This window comes from Granulicella tundricola MP5ACTX9 (assembly GCF_000178975.2).
GTDB classification, from domain to species: Bacteria; Acidobacteriota; Terriglobia; order Terriglobales; family Acidobacteriaceae; genus Edaphobacter; species Edaphobacter tundricola.
Map to the genome: position 1 here is coordinate 3,423,282 of NC_015064.1, position 15,226 is coordinate 3,438,507.

General features: G+C 60.4%; 16 protein-coding genes. 2 read left to right on the forward strand and 14 right to left on the reverse strand.

The annotated features are described in order from the left end of the window. The 12 genes from rplV to ACIX9_RS14775 form a co-directional block, all read right to left on the reverse strand. On the reverse strand, positions 1-507 hold the full coding sequence (gene rplV / locus ACIX9_RS14720; protein WP_013581288.1) for a 50S ribosomal protein L22: 507 nt from the start codon (positions 505-507) through the stop codon (positions 1-3). Positions 508-584: 77 nt separating this feature from the next. After that, entirely contained in the window at positions 585-869 is a 285-nt protein-coding gene (rpsS, locus tag ACIX9_RS14725) for a 30S ribosomal protein S19 (RefSeq protein ID WP_013581289.1), read from the reverse strand. Between the two features lie 120 nt (positions 870-989). After that, positions 990-1,814 (reverse strand): 50S ribosomal protein L2, encoded by an 825-nt coding sequence (gene rplB / locus ACIX9_RS14730; RefSeq protein ID WP_013581290.1) that lies wholly within the window; start codon positions 1,812-1,814, stop codon positions 990-992. 126 nt (positions 1,815-1,940) lie between these two features. Continuing rightward, positions 1,941-2,234 (reverse strand): 50S ribosomal protein L23, encoded by a 294-nt coding sequence (locus tag ACIX9_RS14735; protein WP_013581291.1) that lies wholly within the window; start codon positions 2,232-2,234, stop codon positions 1,941-1,943. Then, positions 2,234-2,914: a 50S ribosomal protein L4 gene (rplD, locus tag ACIX9_RS14740; protein WP_013581292.1), complete on the reverse strand. Its 681-nt coding sequence runs from the start codon at positions 2,912-2,914 to the stop codon at positions 2,234-2,236. Before rplD ends, ACIX9_RS14735 begins: the two co-directional genes overlap by 1 nt. Before the next feature lie 88 nt (positions 2,915-3,002). Continuing rightward, positions 3,003-3,731: a 50S ribosomal protein L3 gene (gene rplC / locus ACIX9_RS14745; protein ID WP_013581293.1), complete on the reverse strand. Its 729-nt coding sequence runs from the start codon at positions 3,729-3,731 to the stop codon at positions 3,003-3,005. Between the two features lie 66 nt (positions 3,732-3,797). Then, the gene (rpsJ, locus tag ACIX9_RS14750; protein WP_013581294.1) at positions 3,798-4,115 is read right to left on the reverse strand and encodes a 30S ribosomal protein S10; all 318 of its coding nucleotides are present in this window, start codon (positions 4,113-4,115) and stop codon (positions 3,798-3,800) included. 101 nt (positions 4,116-4,216) lie between these two features. Further along, positions 4,217-5,404 (reverse strand): elongation factor Tu, encoded by a 1,188-nt coding sequence (gene tuf / locus ACIX9_RS14755; protein ID WP_013579308.1) that lies wholly within the window; start codon positions 5,402-5,404, stop codon positions 4,217-4,219. A gap of 37 nt (positions 5,405-5,441) precedes the next feature. Next, positions 5,442-7,535 carry an elongation factor G gene (gene fusA, locus ACIX9_RS14760; RefSeq protein ID WP_013581295.1) on the reverse strand — a complete coding sequence of 698 codons (2,094 nt, stop codon included), beginning with the start codon at positions 7,533-7,535 and terminating at the stop codon, positions 5,442-5,444. Positions 7,536-7,641: 106 nt separating this feature from the next. Continuing rightward, positions 7,642-8,112, reverse strand: a complete 471-nt coding sequence (gene rpsG, locus ACIX9_RS14765; RefSeq protein ID WP_013581296.1) for a 30S ribosomal protein S7 — start codon at positions 8,110-8,112, stop codon at positions 7,642-7,644. A gap of 123 nt (positions 8,113-8,235) precedes the next feature. Then, positions 8,236-8,622, reverse strand: coding sequence for a 30S ribosomal protein S12 (gene rpsL, locus ACIX9_RS14770; protein WP_013581297.1), 387 nt, complete (start codon positions 8,620-8,622; stop codon positions 8,236-8,238). 131 nt (positions 8,623-8,753) lie between these two features. Continuing rightward, entirely contained in the window at positions 8,754-8,921 is a 168-nt protein-coding gene (locus ACIX9_RS14775; RefSeq protein ID WP_157477589.1) for a hypothetical protein, read from the reverse strand. Positions 8,922-9,171: 250 nt separating this feature from the next. Between ACIX9_RS14775 and ACIX9_RS14780 the strand changes: the two genes are divergently transcribed. Both ACIX9_RS14780 and ACIX9_RS14785 read left to right on the forward strand, forming a co-directional pair. Continuing rightward, a complete protein-coding gene (locus tag ACIX9_RS14780) occupies positions 9,172-11,214 on the forward strand; it encodes a S9 family peptidase (protein ID WP_013581299.1) in 2,043 nt (680 codons plus the stop codon). A 203-nt stretch (positions 11,215-11,417) separates the two neighbouring features. Beyond that, positions 11,418-13,769, forward strand: a complete 2,352-nt coding sequence (locus ACIX9_RS14785; protein ID WP_013581300.1) for a hypothetical protein — start codon at positions 11,418-11,420, stop codon at positions 13,767-13,769. Between the two features lie 153 nt (positions 13,770-13,922). Here the strand turns inward: ACIX9_RS14785 and nusB are convergent, their stop codons facing one another. Both nusB and ribH read right to left on the reverse strand, forming a co-directional pair. Then, positions 13,923-14,345, reverse strand: coding sequence for a transcription antitermination factor NusB (nusB, locus tag ACIX9_RS14790; RefSeq protein ID WP_013581301.1), 423 nt, complete (start codon positions 14,343-14,345; stop codon positions 13,923-13,925). Beyond that, positions 14,345-15,190: a 6,7-dimethyl-8-ribityllumazine synthase gene (gene ribH, locus ACIX9_RS24860; RefSeq protein ID WP_157477591.1), complete on the reverse strand. Its 846-nt coding sequence runs from the start codon at positions 15,188-15,190 to the stop codon at positions 14,345-14,347. Before ribH ends, nusB begins: the two co-directional genes overlap by 1 nt. Between the last annotated feature and the right edge of the window lie 36 nt (positions 15,191-15,226).

Consider the following 15,226-nt stretch of genomic DNA (forward strand, 5'->3'; position numbering starts at 1 on the left):
CTACGCTTTGGCGGTCTTCTTGGCAGCAGCCTTCTTGGCCGGAGCCTTCTTGGCAGCGGTCTTCGTCGCAGCCTTCTTCGGCTTGCCCGCAGCCTTGGTCTCGGGAACCACCGGGGCCTTCGCCTCGATCGTCTTGCCCTTCTCAGCCACGGTCACGATGATGTGACAAAGACGACGCTGGTAGCGGAACGCACGGCCCATTGGAGCAGGGCGGATGCGCTTCATGCGAGGACCTTCATTCGCAATCGCGGTACGGACGTAAAGGTTATCGACGTCGACATCCAGACCCTTCTCGTCGGAGACGTAGCTGGCGTTCTGAATCGCGGAACGCAGTACCTTCTCGACCACCGGCGCCATGCGCTTGGTGCTGAAGTGAATGGTGTTGATCGCCTGCTCGACGCGCAGACCCTTGATCATGTCAAGGACCAGCTTCGCCTTCTGCGGACTGGTGCGCTGGAACTTTGCCTCAGCGCGGAACTCTTGAATCTTTACTTCTGACTTCGCCATGATGATCTTCCTTCAAACTCGTATACGGCTGTTACTTGTGCAGCGGACGTGCTGGATTCTCTGCTCGAAGCCCGCAGTTAGCGCGGCTTGGCGGAGCTTTCGGTCTTCGCGGAGTGACCCTTGAAGGTACGCGTCGCGGAGAACTCGCCCAGCTTGTGTCCGACCATGTTCTCGGTCACATACACCGGAATGAACTTGCGGCCGTTGTGGACCGCTACCGTGTGGCCAACGAAGTCAGGAAAGATAGTGGAACGGCGGCTCCAGGTGCGAATGACTTTCTTGTCATTCGTCTGGTTCATCACCGTGATCTTGTTCATCAGGTGCGCGTCAATAAACGGACCCTTTTTCGTAGAACGTGACATGCTGAAACTCCATCTGTTACAGGCTGAATACGACGAATCCGCTGGGCGCCTTTTGCCGTCTTCCGCAAGTACGCCCGTTGGACTTGGTGTAGCTTTACTTCCCTAACAACAAAAATCCAATTACTTCTGGCGACGATTGACGATGAATACATCCGTCCGCTTGTTATTGCGGGTCTTGTATCCACGCGTCGGCTGGCCCCAGGGGGTAACGGGGTGACGTCCGCCTGAAGTCTTACCTTCACCACCACCGTGCGGGTGATCGACAGGGTTCATCGAGACTCCACGGTTGGCAGGACGGATGCCCTTCCAGCGGTTACGGCCGGCCTTACCGATCGTGACATTCTCATGATCCGTATTGCCTACCTGGCCGATGGTTGCCATGCAATCGACGAGCACGCGGCGCGTCTCAGAAGACGGCAGCTTCAGGAGGGCGTAGTCGCCTTCCTTTGCGATCAGGTTGACCTGAGCGCCAGCCGAGCGGGCCATCTGCGCGCCCTTACCAGGACGAAGCTCGATGTTGTGAACGATCGTACCGGTGGGGATCAGGCGCAGGGGCAGGGCGTTGCCGACGAGAATATCGGCGTCTGGACCGCTCATGATCTTCTGTCCAACCTTGAGGCCGACTGGCTGAATGATGTAACGCTTCTCACCGTCTGCGTAGTGGATCAGCGCGATGCGCGAGCTGCGGTTCGGATCGTACTCGATCGTCGCGACAGTGCCCGGGATACCGAACTTCTCACGCTTGAAGTCGATCAAGCGAAGCTTCTGTTTGTGACCGCCGCCCTGGTGGCGGATCTTCATCCCACCGGTGTTGTTACGTCCACCGGTGCGAGGCTTGACGGCAAGCAAAGGCTTATGCGGCTTGTCCGTCGTCAGATCATCATTGACGAGCTTCGTCTGGAAGCGCAGCGTCGGTGTGATGGGGCGAAATGATTTAATCGGCATCGTAATTCCATTCTCCTGGCTCGTCGGTTCCGGCTATTTCTCAAGCCGGAACCCGCCAGTTAGGTAACTCGTACTTACTGAATCTTCACTGCTGTTCCACTGCATAACAACTGCAGCGTCACTGCACTAAATGCTGTTGAGGTACTCAGGCATCTTCTCGCCCTCTTGCAGACGGACATAAGCCTTCTTCCAGTCGGGGCGGTAGCCGGCGAACTTGCCGCGGCGGCGTTCCTTGCCTTCAACCGTAGCGGTGCGAACACCGTTGACCTTGACCTTGAACAAGCTCTCAACAGCCTGCTTGACTTCGGTCTTGGTAGCCTTGAGCGCAACCTCGAACACCAGGGTGTTCTGCGTCTCTTTGACGGTCATGCCCTTCTCAGTGATGAGAGGCCGACGAATAACAGTATAGAGGGTAGGCATTATGCAACCTCCTTCTCAGCATTGGCTGCGTGCTGGCGCTTGGAGATAGCCTTCTTCAAGGTCTCCTGGATCGCTTCGATCGCATCCTTCGAGAACACGGCGTGCTCGTAGCGAAGGAGGTCGTAGGGGTGGACCTCGGACGAGAGAACCAGCTCAACGCCCTGCAGATTGCGGCTGCCGAGGTAAAGCTTCTCCTCGAGCTTGCGGCTGGACTCAACCAGAAGCGTCGTCTTGCCCGTCTCGAGCTTAGTCAGCGCCTGGCGGTACAGCTTGGTCTTCGCCTCGGGAACCTCGAACGAGTCGACGATGGTGAACTTGCCGTCCTGGATCTTGGCCGAGATAGCCGAACGCAGCGCGCCCATCAGCTTCTTCTTGGGGAACTGGTAGTCGTAGGAGCGGGGCTGAGGTCCGTGGACCGTACCGCCGCCGCGCCAGATGGGTGTACGGATAGAACCGACGCGGGCGCGGCCTGTGCCCTTCTGCTTCCACAGCTTCTTACCCGAACCGGAGACGTTCTTGCGAACCTTGGTGGCGGCCGTTCCCTGGCGCATGGCTGCGCGGTAGTGCTTCACAGCCTCCCAGAGCAGCGCGTCGTTGATCTCGGCGTTGAAGACTTCGTCCAGGAGATCGAACTCCCCGACCTTCTCGCCACCGAGATTCACTACATTGATGTTTGCCATCTTGATCTCTCTTCTTGCCCGGGGTCGATGCCCCGGGCCCTAACGTTGTTTACGGCTCAAGCTGCAAGCCATTGTTGATCTTTACGAACTACTTCTTTTTGGAAGGAGCAGCCTTCTTGGAAGCCTTCAGCGCGTCCTTCGTGGCCGCACCGGCGAATCCACGACGCTCACGCGGCGGAGCCTTCGCCTTCGAGATCAGCACATAACCATCACGCGCTCCGGGGACCGCACCCTCGACGAGGATAAGGTTATCCTCAACGTCGATGGCGCGAATGCGGAGGTTGCGAACCGTGATCTGTGCATCGCCCATGTGACCCGGCATACGCTGACCAGGAAATACACGCGACGGGAACGAAGACGCACCGATCGAGCCCTGCACCTGGAACATGTGACCGTGTGACTTGGGTCCGCCGCCGAAGCCGTGGCGACGAATGACGCCGGCAAAGCCGCGTCCCTTCGAGGTGCCGATGACATCGACAAAGCGCTCGTTCTCAAAGATGTCGACCAGGATACGATCGCCGGCCTTAACCTCTGCATCCTCTGCAGACGCCTTCTGGATCGCGACTTCCTTGATCATGCGGACCGGGGGAACATTCGCCTTCGCGAAGTGACCGTTCATCGCCTTGGTGACCTTCGAAGCCTTCACGAAATCGACATAGCCGATCTGTGCCGCGTCGTAGCCATCCTTCGCCATGGTCTTGAGCTGCGTGATTACGCAGGGACCCGCCTTCAGAACCGTGACCGGGTGAACATCACCGCGCTCATCGAAGATCTGCGTCATACCGATTTTCTTACCGAGAATTCCAACGACTGACATATTGCTTTTCCTTTCCTCATCATGCCCTCTGGGCACTGCCGGACCAACTTTGTTACAAAACTTAGTTTACTTCTGAACCGTCTTGATCTCGACGTCGACGCCTGCGGGCAGGTCAAGCTTCATCAACGCATCGACCGTCTGCTGCGTGGGCTCGAGGATGTCGATCAGACGCTTGTGCGTGCGGATCTCGAAGGCCTCGCGCGACTTCTTGTCGACGTGGGGCGAACGCAAAACGCAGTACTTGTTCTTCATCGTGGGGAGCGGAATGGGACCCGCAACCTGGGCTCCGGTACGCTTTGCCGTCTCGACGATCTCACCGGTGGACGTATCAAGTACGCGGTAGTCATAAGCCTTCAGGCGAATTCTGATTCTCTGTCCTGCCATGGTGTTTCTCTTTTCTCGCTACAAAGATCGTTTGGAGTAGTCCGCCGGAGATCAACTTCTCGACCAACCGGCGGCCCTCGTTATTCTTGAACTGCCTTCAACTACTTGATGATCTCCGAGATCGTTCCAGCGCCTACGGTCCTTCCACCCTCACGGATGGCGAAGCGCAGACCCTTCTCCATGGCGACCGGCGTGTGCAGCGTGATCTCAAGCTGGATGTTATCTCCAGGCATGCACATCTCGGTGCCCTCCGGCAGCTTGGCCGAACCCGTTACGTCCGTGGTACGGAAGTAGAACTGGGGGCGGTAGCCGTTGAAGAACGGAGTGTGACGTCCGCCTTCTTCCTTGCTCAGAACGTAAACCTCGCCCTTGAACTCGGTGTGCGGCTTGATCGAACCCGGCTTGGCCAGAACCATGCCGCGCTGAACCGCTTCCTTGGCAACGCCGCGGAGCAGGAGACCCGCGTTGTCGCCGGCCAGACCTTCGTCCAGCTGCTTCTTGAACATCTCGACGCCGGTGCAGACCGTAGCCTGCGTGTCGCCAAAGCCGACGATCTCGCATGCTTCGCCAACCTTGACCTTACCGCGCTCGATACGACCCGTGACCACAGTTCCACGACCCGAGATCGAGAAGATATCCTCGATAGGCATCAGGAACGGCAGGTTGATCGCACGCTCGGGCTGGGGGATGTACTGGTCGACAGCAGCCATGAGCTCGTCGATCTTCGCCTCCCACTGAGGCTCGCCGTTGAGCGCGCCCAGAGCCGAACCACGGATGATCGGGGTGTCGTCGCCGGGGTAGTCGTACTTCGACAGAAGCTCGCGAACTTCCATCTCAACCAGCTCGATGAGCTCTTCGTCTTCAACGGCATCGCACTTGTTCAGGAACACGACGATGTACGGAACGCCAACCTGACGCGCGAGCAGAACGTGCTCCTTGGTCTGGGGCATCGGGCCGTCGGTCGCGGCAACCACCAGGATCGCGCCGTCCATCTGCGCGGCTCCGGTGATCATGTTCTTGATGTAGTCGGCGTGGCCCGGGCAGTCGACGTGCGCGTAGTGACGGTTCGCCGTCTCGTACTCGACGTGCGAGGTCGCGATCGTGATACCGCGCTCACGCTCTTCCGGTGCGTTGTCGATCGTGTCGAACGAACGGAACGTGTTGTTCGGGTTGTGCTTGGACAGAACCTTCGTGATCGCAGCCGTCAGCGTGGTCTTGCCATGGTCGATGTGACCCACAGTGCCGATGTTGACGTGAGGTTTAGACCGGTCAAACTTTTCCTTGCCCATAACAGAATCTCCTTAACAAAATCTTTTGTTGTTGCGCTTACTTCGAGTCCTTACCCTGGACCTTGGCAATAATCTCTTCGCTGACGGACCGTGGCGCTTCTTCGTACTGCTTGAACTGCATCGAGTAGTTCGCACGTCCCTGGGTTGCGCCGCGCATGTGCGTGGCATAACCGAACATCGTCGAAAGCGGCACACTGGCGCGAATCGCCTGGGTGTTGCCGACCATCTCCATGCCCTCGATACGCCCGCGGCGGCTGTTCAGGTCGCCGATGATCGTACCCATGTAATCTTCGGGCACGGTCACTTCGACTGCCATCACAGGCTCCAGCAGAACCGGCTTGGCCTTGCGTGCGGCTTCCTTGAAGGCCATCGAACCGGCGATCTTGAACGCCATTTCGTTCGAGTCGACGTCGTGGTAGCTGCCGTCGTAGAGCGAAACCTTGATGTCCACCATCTCGTACCCGGCCAGGACGCCGCCCTGCATGGCTTCCTGGATACCCTGGTCGATCGGCTTGATGTACTCCTTGGGAATCGTGCCGCCCTTGGTGTCGTTCGAGAACTCGTAACCCTTGCCCGGCTCGTTCGGCGAGAGGCGGATCTTGGCGTGGCCGTAGTTACCCGAACCACCCGTCTGCCGGATGTACTTGCCTTCCGCATCGGCGTTGCCGCGGATCGTCTCGCGGTAGTTCACCTGCGGCTTGCCGACGTTGGCCTCGACCTTGTACTCGCGCATCATGCGATCCACGATGATCTCAAGGTGAAGCTCGCCCATTCCGGCGATGATCGTCTGACCCGAATCCACGTCCGTACGAACGTTGAAGGTAGGGTCTTCCTGCGCCAGCTTGGCGAGGGCAACGCCCATCTTTTCCTGATCGGCCTTGGTCTTCGGCTCTACCGCAACCTCGATAACCGGCTTCGGGAAGTCGATCGATTCGAGCACAACCGGGTTCTTCTCAGAACAGATCGTATCGCCGGTGATCAGGTTCTTGAGTCCGACTGCAGCGCAGATATCGCCGGCCATGATCTCCGTGATCTCTTCGCGCTTGTTCGCGTGCATCTTGAGCAGGCGGCCGATACGCTCGGTCTTGCCCGTACGCGGATTCAGCGTCGTATCGCCGGTCTTCAACACACCCGAGTAGATACGGATGAAGATCAACTGGCCGACGAACGGGTCGGTCATGATCTTGAAGCCGAGAGCCGAAAGCGGCTCGGAATCGTCAGCCTTGCGGATGATCTCCTGCTCCATGTTGTCGGGGTTGTGCCCGATCATCGGAGGAATGTCCAGCGGGCTCGGCAGGTAGTCGACAACCGCATCGAGCAGCGTCTGCACGCCCTTGTTCTTGAATGAAGAACCGCAGAGCACCGGGAAGATGTTCATCGCGATGGTCGCCTTGCGGATACCCGTCTTGAGCTGGGCCTCGGTCGGCTCTTCACCTTCGAGATACAGGTTCATGATCTCGTCGTCGGAGTCGGCAACAGCCTCGATCAGGACAGCGCGAGCCTTCTGTGCGGTCTCAAGCAAGGCAGCCGGAATCTCTTCAACCGAGTACTCCGCGCCCATCGTCTCGTCGTGCCACAGGATCGCCTTCATCGTGACCAGGTCGATCACGCCCAGGAACTTCGCCTCGGCGCCAATCTGAATGTTGATCGGAATCGCACGCGCACCCAGACGGTCGACGATCGTCGACGTCGCATACACGGCATCCGCGCCGGCCTTGTCCATCTTGTTGATGAAGCAGATCCGGGGAACCTTGTACTTGTCGGCCTGACGCCATACGGTCTCAGACTGAGGCTGCACACCGGCAACCGCGTCGAAGCAGGCAACCGCACCGTCGAGCACGCGGAGCGAACGCTCCACCTCGGCCGTGAAGTCTACGTGGCCAGGCGTGTCGATGATGTTGATGCGCTGGTTCTTCCAGGTGCAGGTTGTTGCGGCGGACGTGATCGTAATGCCGCGCTCCTGCTCCTGCTCCATCCAGTCCATCGTCGCAGTCCCCTCGTGCACTTCGCCGATACGGTGCGTGATGCCCGTATAGAAAAGAATGCGCTCGGTCGTCGTTGTTTTACCGGCGTCAATGTGCGCCATGATTCCGATATTCCGGCAACGATTCAGAGGTATAGTGCGTGCCACGGTCGTATCTCTTCTCTGCAGCTTCCGCTGCGGTAAACCTTCAAGCCTGAACCTGGAAATCAGGCAGCGGGGTTGACCCCGACTGCCTGCTCCCTACTCCTTGCAACTACCAGCGATAGTGAGCGAAAGCCTTGTTCGCCTCAGCCATGCGGTGAACGTCTTCCTTCTTCTTCATCGCAGCGCCACGGCCGTTGGCCGCATCGAGCAACTCAGCGGTCAACTTGTCGACCATGCCCTTCTCACCGCGGGCGCGGCCATACGTGACCAGCCAACGGATCGCGAGCGACGTGCGGCGCTCGGGAAGAACTTCGATCGGCACCTGGTAGTTCGCACCACCCACACGCCGGCTCTTGACTTCGAGCAACGGCTTGCAGTTCTCGATCGCCTTCTTGAACAGCTTCAGCGCCTCATCTCCACCCTTCTGCTCCAGGTTGGTCATGGCGGTGTAGAAGATGCCCTGCGCGGTCGACTTCTTGCCGCCCCACATCATCGAGTTCACAAACTTGGTAACGAGCGTGGAACCGTAGATCGGGTCCGGTGCAACTTCACGCTTGGCGATATAGCCTTTTCTCGGCATTGCTCTTCTCTTCTTCCTTCAGGGCCGTTGATTTCTCAAGCCGCTGAACTTAGTGAAACTCTTCTTGTCATTCCGCAGCGAAGCGGAGGAACCTGTTTCTCCTCCGCGCACCGCAAACCTGAGTTACTTGCCGGCGGCAGCCTTCGGACGCTTCGCGCCATACTTGGAGCGGCTCTGCATACGCTTGGCCACGCCAACCGAGTCCAGCGTCCCACGCACAACGTGGTAGCGAACACCCGGCAGATCCTTCACACGACCGCCGCGGATGAGCACAATCGAGTGCTCCTGCAGGTTGTGGCCGATGCCCGGGATGTACGTGGTGACTTCAATGCCGTTGGTCAAACGAACACGGGCTACTTTACGCAGCGCGGAGTTCGGCTTCTTGGGGGTCTGAGTGTAAACGCGAGTGCAGACGCCGCGGCGCTGTGGTGAGCCCTGGAGTGCGGGGCTTGCAGTCTTATAGCGGGTCGGGGTACGGCCCTGCTTGACGAGCTGATGAAACGTAGGCACGGTAAAGCTCCTTGAAGTACACGGTGAATCCAAACTTATGCGCACGCGGCAGAAAACGCACCACACGCGAAAAAATGAGGACGCTGAAGCGCCTCGCGCGAAGATTGTCCCTGCTGTGTACGTCTGTACATCTATTCAGACGAAATACAGTCGACGGTGACCGAGCTTGCAACTTCAACCCAGAGGTAAGGAGTCGCAGCCAGCTCCGTTTCGCTGTTCCGGCCCGCATAGCCCATCCGCATTGGGTCCCAGAACTCTGGGGCGGAGGGTGGCGCAGGCACGATTGCGAAGGGCCGCATACAAACCGCCTCCATCCTGCCGAGGCCTGCGGTAAAGCTCTTGTACAACTCTATCGCAATCCCCGTCATCAGTCGATGCCGACGCGGACGAAACTTCCGCTTGCGATTGCAACCTTTCAAAGGTAACAAGCACCCCGCACAAAGTCAACAATTCCGCGGACCAAATCAGCTTTTCCGCCTTCAAAATCCACGAAGGCTGATATACGAAATCCCACAGCCTCCCGGCCCACCCCGTGGTAGCTTCTATTCCATGACTTTTTACCGCTTCCTCGCAGGCGCACTCCCTGCCCTGGCCCTCTCCGCCTTCGCCCAGTCCGGCACCCCCGCCCTCATGACCCCGCTCGCGCATCCTGATCCCCGCCTCGCCACCATCCACTCGCAGATGGGCCGCGCCAAGGCCCCCGGACAGGTCGCCATCTCGCCCGACGCCTCCACCCTCGCCTACACCCTCCGCAGCGAAGGCAGCCCCATCCACCTGACCTCCGCCGTCAACCCTGACCCCGCCAAGGAAAAGCTGGTCTCCCCCGGTTCCTCTACCACCTGCGGCAACTACTCCCCCGTCTGGTCCCCCGATAGCCAGTGGCTCGCCTACACCTCCTCCTGCACGACCAGCCAGGACAAACCCGGCCAGGACCAGATCTTCCTCTACTCCCGCGCCACCGGCGAATCCAAGCAGCTCACCCACCTCAACGGCCTCTTCCAGGAGGTCGCCTGGGCGCCGGACGGCAAATCCCTCGCCTTCCTCTTCGTCCAGGACGCCTCCCGCTCCGCCGGCGCACTCGCCGCGATGAAGCCCTGGGCCGGCGTCATTGGAGAGGACGGCGTGGAAGTCCAGCGCATCTACGCCGTAGACGTCGCCACCGGCAAAGGCTCCTTCCAGTCCCCGCTCACTTTGCACGTCTATGAGTTCGGCTACTCCCCTTCCTCCAAGGAAATCACCTACATCGCCGCAGACGCACCCGGCGAGAACAACTGGTGGGTCGCCCAGCTTTATGCCGCCCCCATCAAGATGGGCCAGAACGACGTCCCCGCCCAACCCCGCGGCGTATTCGACCCCAACACCAGCAAATCCGCCCTCCACGGCCTCCAGATCGCCGTCCCCCGCTGGTCCCCTGACGGCAAGCACATCGCCTTCATCGGCGGCCTCATGAGCGACCAAGGCTCCACCGGCGGAGATGTCTGGGTCGTCGACGCCAAGGGCGGCGAAGCCACCGACATCACCCCCAACATCGACGGCACCCCCACCTTCCTCTCCTGGACCGGTAACGACAGCATCGGCTTCGTGGAAGACCGCAGCGGCCATACCCTGCTCACCGACTACACCGTCTCCACCCGCAAGCAGGACGCCACCCAGGATCTCGGCGAGACCTCCATCGGCGGCGGCTCCATCAAGAATGCCATCAGCGTCTCCACCAACGGCACCCTGGCCTTCACCAAGGCCGGTCATGACCTGGCCCCAGAGATCTGGGCCGGTCCCTTCAACGCCGAAAAGCAAATCACCCACCTCAACGATGGAGCCAAGCCCGGAGCCCACACTGAGTCCGTCGAGTGGGAGAACGAAGGCTTCCGCGTCCAGGGCTGGCTCACCTACCCCGCCAGCTACGACGCCAGCAAGAAGTATCCGCTCATCGTCACCGTCCACGGCGGCCCCTCCGCCTCGTCCGGAGCATCGTTTGGAGGCTCCGTCTGGGCACAACTCGGATACTTCGTCTTCTCGCCTAATCCCCGCGGCTCCTTCGGCCAGGGTGAGAAGTTCACCGCCGCCAACATCAAGGACTTCGGCTATGGAGACCTCCGCGACATCACCTCCGGCATGGATGCTATTGAAAAGAAGGTCTCCATCGATAAATCCCGCGAAGGCCTCATGGGTTGGAGCTACGGCGGCTTCATGACCATGTTCGGTGTCACCCAGACCCATCGCTTCAAGGCTGCGGTCGCCGGCGCGGGAATCTCAGACTGGAAGTCTTACTATGGAGAAAACTCCATCGACCAGTGGATGGTCCCCTTCTTCGGCCACACCGTATACGATGATCCCGCCGTCTACGCCAAATCCTCTGCCATCGAGTACATCAAGCAGGTCACCACCCCCACCCTCGTCGTCGTCGGAGATCGTGACGGCGAATGCCCCGCCCCCCAGTCCTTCGAGTTCTGGCACGCTCTCCGCGCCGAAGGCGTCAAAACCCAGCTTGTCGTCTTCCCCAACGAAGGCCACGGCTTCCGCGACCCGGCCCACATTCGCGACCTCGAAGCTCGCGAGGTAGCCTGGTTTGCAGAAAATATGCCTGCTAAATAACGCTTCGTAAACACCGTTTTGCCCCATGGGCCGTCTATACAGGACCGCTTCCTGCATACGACGGCCTGTTCTGCGTCCGGTCGCATTTGCTTATGCTCGGGCGAGCTTTTAGACTCAGGGTTGGGAAATTCCCTGCAATTTGTTCGACCGTCTTCGCCCGGCACGCGCCCATCCTGCGCCCGCGGCGGATTCGGGGAGGTTTCATGCGTCGTTTGGTTTCGTTGGCCGTCCTTCTTCTCTTTGCTATCCCGTTCGGTGTCTCAGTCTCCGGCTGCTCAAAGAAAACCGTCGTCACGTATTGTGACGGCAATGACTCCGGCCCGGTCATCGGTCAGGTAACCACCATTGACCTTGAGCCCCGCCTCACCGGCATCTCGCTCAACGAGAGCCAGATCGGCTCCGTCAGCGGCGCCACCGCCAAGGACTGCAAGAGCAGCTCCGTCTCGGTCACAGCCTTTACCTACGGCTCCTCCAACCTCAACCTCGTAGACATTGAGCCCACCAACGGCCGTCTCTGCGCCGGCGTCTGGAACCGCAACACTGGCGGCGGCGTCCCGGACTTCACCACCTGCACCGGCAACGGCGGAAGCGGCATCGCCACGATTACCGCCAGCGCCCAGGGCGCGGTCTCGAACTCCATCCCCGTCTTCGTCCACCCCGTCGTCACCAGCATCGTCCTCGGCGCTCCCTCCGTGAACTGCACGACGGACCCCGCCAGCAACTGCATCAACACCAATGTCGCGGCCACCTGCATCACCGGCGTGCCCACCGCCGTCGCCGCTTACACCGGCAACGCCTGCTTCTCGCAGGGCTCCGCCGGCCAGCTCACTGCCCGCACCTATCAGGGTACGGACATCACCAACCCGGCCAACAACATCAGTTGCCAGGTCGGCCCGCTCACCTTCTCCGCCCAGAACACCGCGGTCGTCACCATAGATCCCAACGGCCTCGCCACCGCTCAGGCCCCCGGATCCACCATCATCAACGCCAACATCTCCAACTCCTCCTCCACCGCAGGCTTCTTCGCCACCTGCCCCCCGGCATCCATCGTCCTTACACCAGCCGGCTCCACCACGGTGCCGACCGCTCCCATCACCGTCGCCCAGAACATCCAGCAGGACCTCGTCGCAACCGTTACCGACACGAACGGCGTGAAGATCAATAACGTCGCCCTGGAGTATGAATCCACCACGCCCATCACCGTCCCCGTCGCCGGCGGTATCGTGACCCCCACTTACAACGGCGCAGCCTCCGTCACCGCCGTCTGCCAACCTCCCACCTGCAACAGCTCGCCCATCCAGCAGATTGGCCTCTTCGGTAACGGCAGTGCCGTTACCTCCAACCCTGTCCGCATTAACGCCACCGGCACCGGCAACAGCACCGTCCTTTACGTCGCCAGCACCAACTCCCAGTTCATTCAGGCGTACGACTTCACCGCCGCCCTCCAGAACGCGCCTGTGCGCCTCCCTTACGCGCCTAACTCATTGGTCCTGAGCACCGATCTCTCCACCATCTACATGGGCACGCCCAACGAGATCATGACCTTCAGCACCGCAACCAACCAGCTCCTCAAGGAAGACACCACCATCTCCGGCACGGTTATCTCCGTCTCGCCCGATAGCGGCACCGCCGTCATCACGGACCCCGTCCGCAAGCTCGTCTACCTCTACACCTCCGCCGGAGCCATCTCCACCGAGTACGGTGGCGTGGCCACCCGTGCCCAGTGGACCCCTGACAGCCAGACCGTCTACATCACCACCAACGACAGCCGTCTCCTCGTCTACTCCACCTTCAACGGCTGGACCGCAAAGAACATCTCGCCCGTCGCCTCGGACGTCGCCATCACCATCCCCCAGCAGGGCGCGTACCTCGCCGGAGCCACCACAGAGGCTGTCAGCGCCTGCCCCGTCGGCACCGTCTCCGGAGCCGTCGGCTCCCAGATCGTCACCAACACCTACTACCCCCAGTCTGACGCCGACGCAGCCACCACCGATCTCCTCACCGCCACCACCGACGGCAAGCACATGATCGGCGCAACCTCAGCCGCAACCCCGCGCCTGACCGACTTCACCATCACCCTCCCCAGTACGACCACAACCGCCGGCCAGGTCGTACCCGCTGCCTGCCCACAACCCGGCGCTTCAGCCCAGGTCTTCACCCACAGCACCAAGTCCTTGGCCTTCACCACCGCCGTCCCAACCGCCATCACCGGCGTCATCCCCACCACGGACTCCACCTACGCGCTCTTCACCTACACCGGCACAGGAGCGGTCGTTCCGCAGTACGTCCCCGGAACCTCCACCCTCACCAACATCGCCCTGCAGAAGACCACCGCTGTCGCTCCCATCGCACCCGTCGCCGGCGTCATCAGCACGGACAACCAGACCGCTTACATCGGCACCACGGGCGACAATCTGGTCCACCAGTTGACCCGCAACACCACCGGCTTCTCTGACACGGTAGCCCCGCTCAACCCCGCCCTGCCTGCCATCACCGGATCCGGCATCGCCACCCCCAACCTCCTGGTCCAGCGCCCACGCAAGGCGACCAGCTAACCAGAACAGCTCCATCAGCAACAGAAAGGCCCTCCGCATGGAGGGCCTTTCTGTTGCTGGTCATTCGCATCTTTATATGTCATTCCGCAGCGCAGCGGAGGAACCTGCAGTTGCCTTTACTGAAAACGGATCACTGAGAACTAATCACTACCCTCACCCCAACCGAGCCTTCAACAAATCCCTGGCAACCGCATCCAGAACCCCATTCAAAAAGTGGATCGACTCTGGAGCCGCATACCGCCTCGCCACCTCCAAACTCTCATTGATCACAATCGCATGAGGAGTCTTCGGAAAGCCCAGCATCTCCGCAATCGCAGACCGGAGCAGGTTCCGATCAACCACCGGCATCCGCTCCAGCCGCCAGTTCTGGCTATGCTCCTCGATCAGCGCGTCGATCTCCGTCCCCCGGCTCGTCGCAATCCGGTAAAGATCCTCCGCAAACCCACGCGTCTCCTCATCCACATCCGTCACCGAGCTCCAGAACAGCTTCGTCACCTGCTCCGGCGTCTGCTTGCCCAGGTCCCCCTGAAACAGCATCTGCATCGTCAACTCCCTGCTCTTACGCCTTGTACCCACTACGCTCCACCCTTCAACTTCCTCTGAATACTGACCATCTCAATCGCCGCCGAAGCAGCCTCGAATCCCTTATTTCCCGCCTTCAACCCAGCCCGGTCCAGCGCCTGCTCCAGCGTCTCGCACGTCAGCACGCCAAACGCGTGCGGCACGCCGGTCTCCTGCTGCGACTGCCCAATCCCCCGAGCCACCTCGTTGTAGATCGCCTCATAGTGCGCCGTCTCGCCGCGCAGCAGACAGCCCAGCGTCACAATCGCATCATGCTTGCCGGATTCAGCCAGCGTCCGAGCCGCATTCGGAATCTCCCACGCCCCCGGCACCCGCACCACGGTGACATCCTCGCGTTTGGCACCACTCCGGTACAAGCAATCAAGCGACCCCTGCAGCAGCCGATTCGTGATCACGGTATTCCACCGCGTCGTCACGATCGCAAACTTCATCCCCACGGCAGAGAGGTCCCCCTCAACCGCCGGCACAACGCCATGCAGCGGATTCTCCGACTGCCAGAACCCCAGCGTCAGACCCGTGCCCAGGTGCACCGTAAACATCCGCGAGTTCCAGTGCGTGGCCTCAACACCGGATAGTCCCGCCTTCCCATCCATCCACTTCGTCACAGCCGCGTGAACATGATCGAGCTCCGAAACCTCGATCAGCATCTCCGGCGAGCCCGGCATACGCCCCGTCACCAGCTCCAGATTGCCAACCGGCGCGAGAAACGCGGCTCCCTTGCCGCCGTCATCCTCCCACCCCTTACCTGCCTCAAACCCAAGCGCCGCGAACAGCTCAGAAAGCCGTACAAACTCCTCGGACGCGCCAACCGCCCGCACCACTGTCATTCCCTTGATCATCCCTAGATTGTATCGCCCCAACCATCACGATCCGGC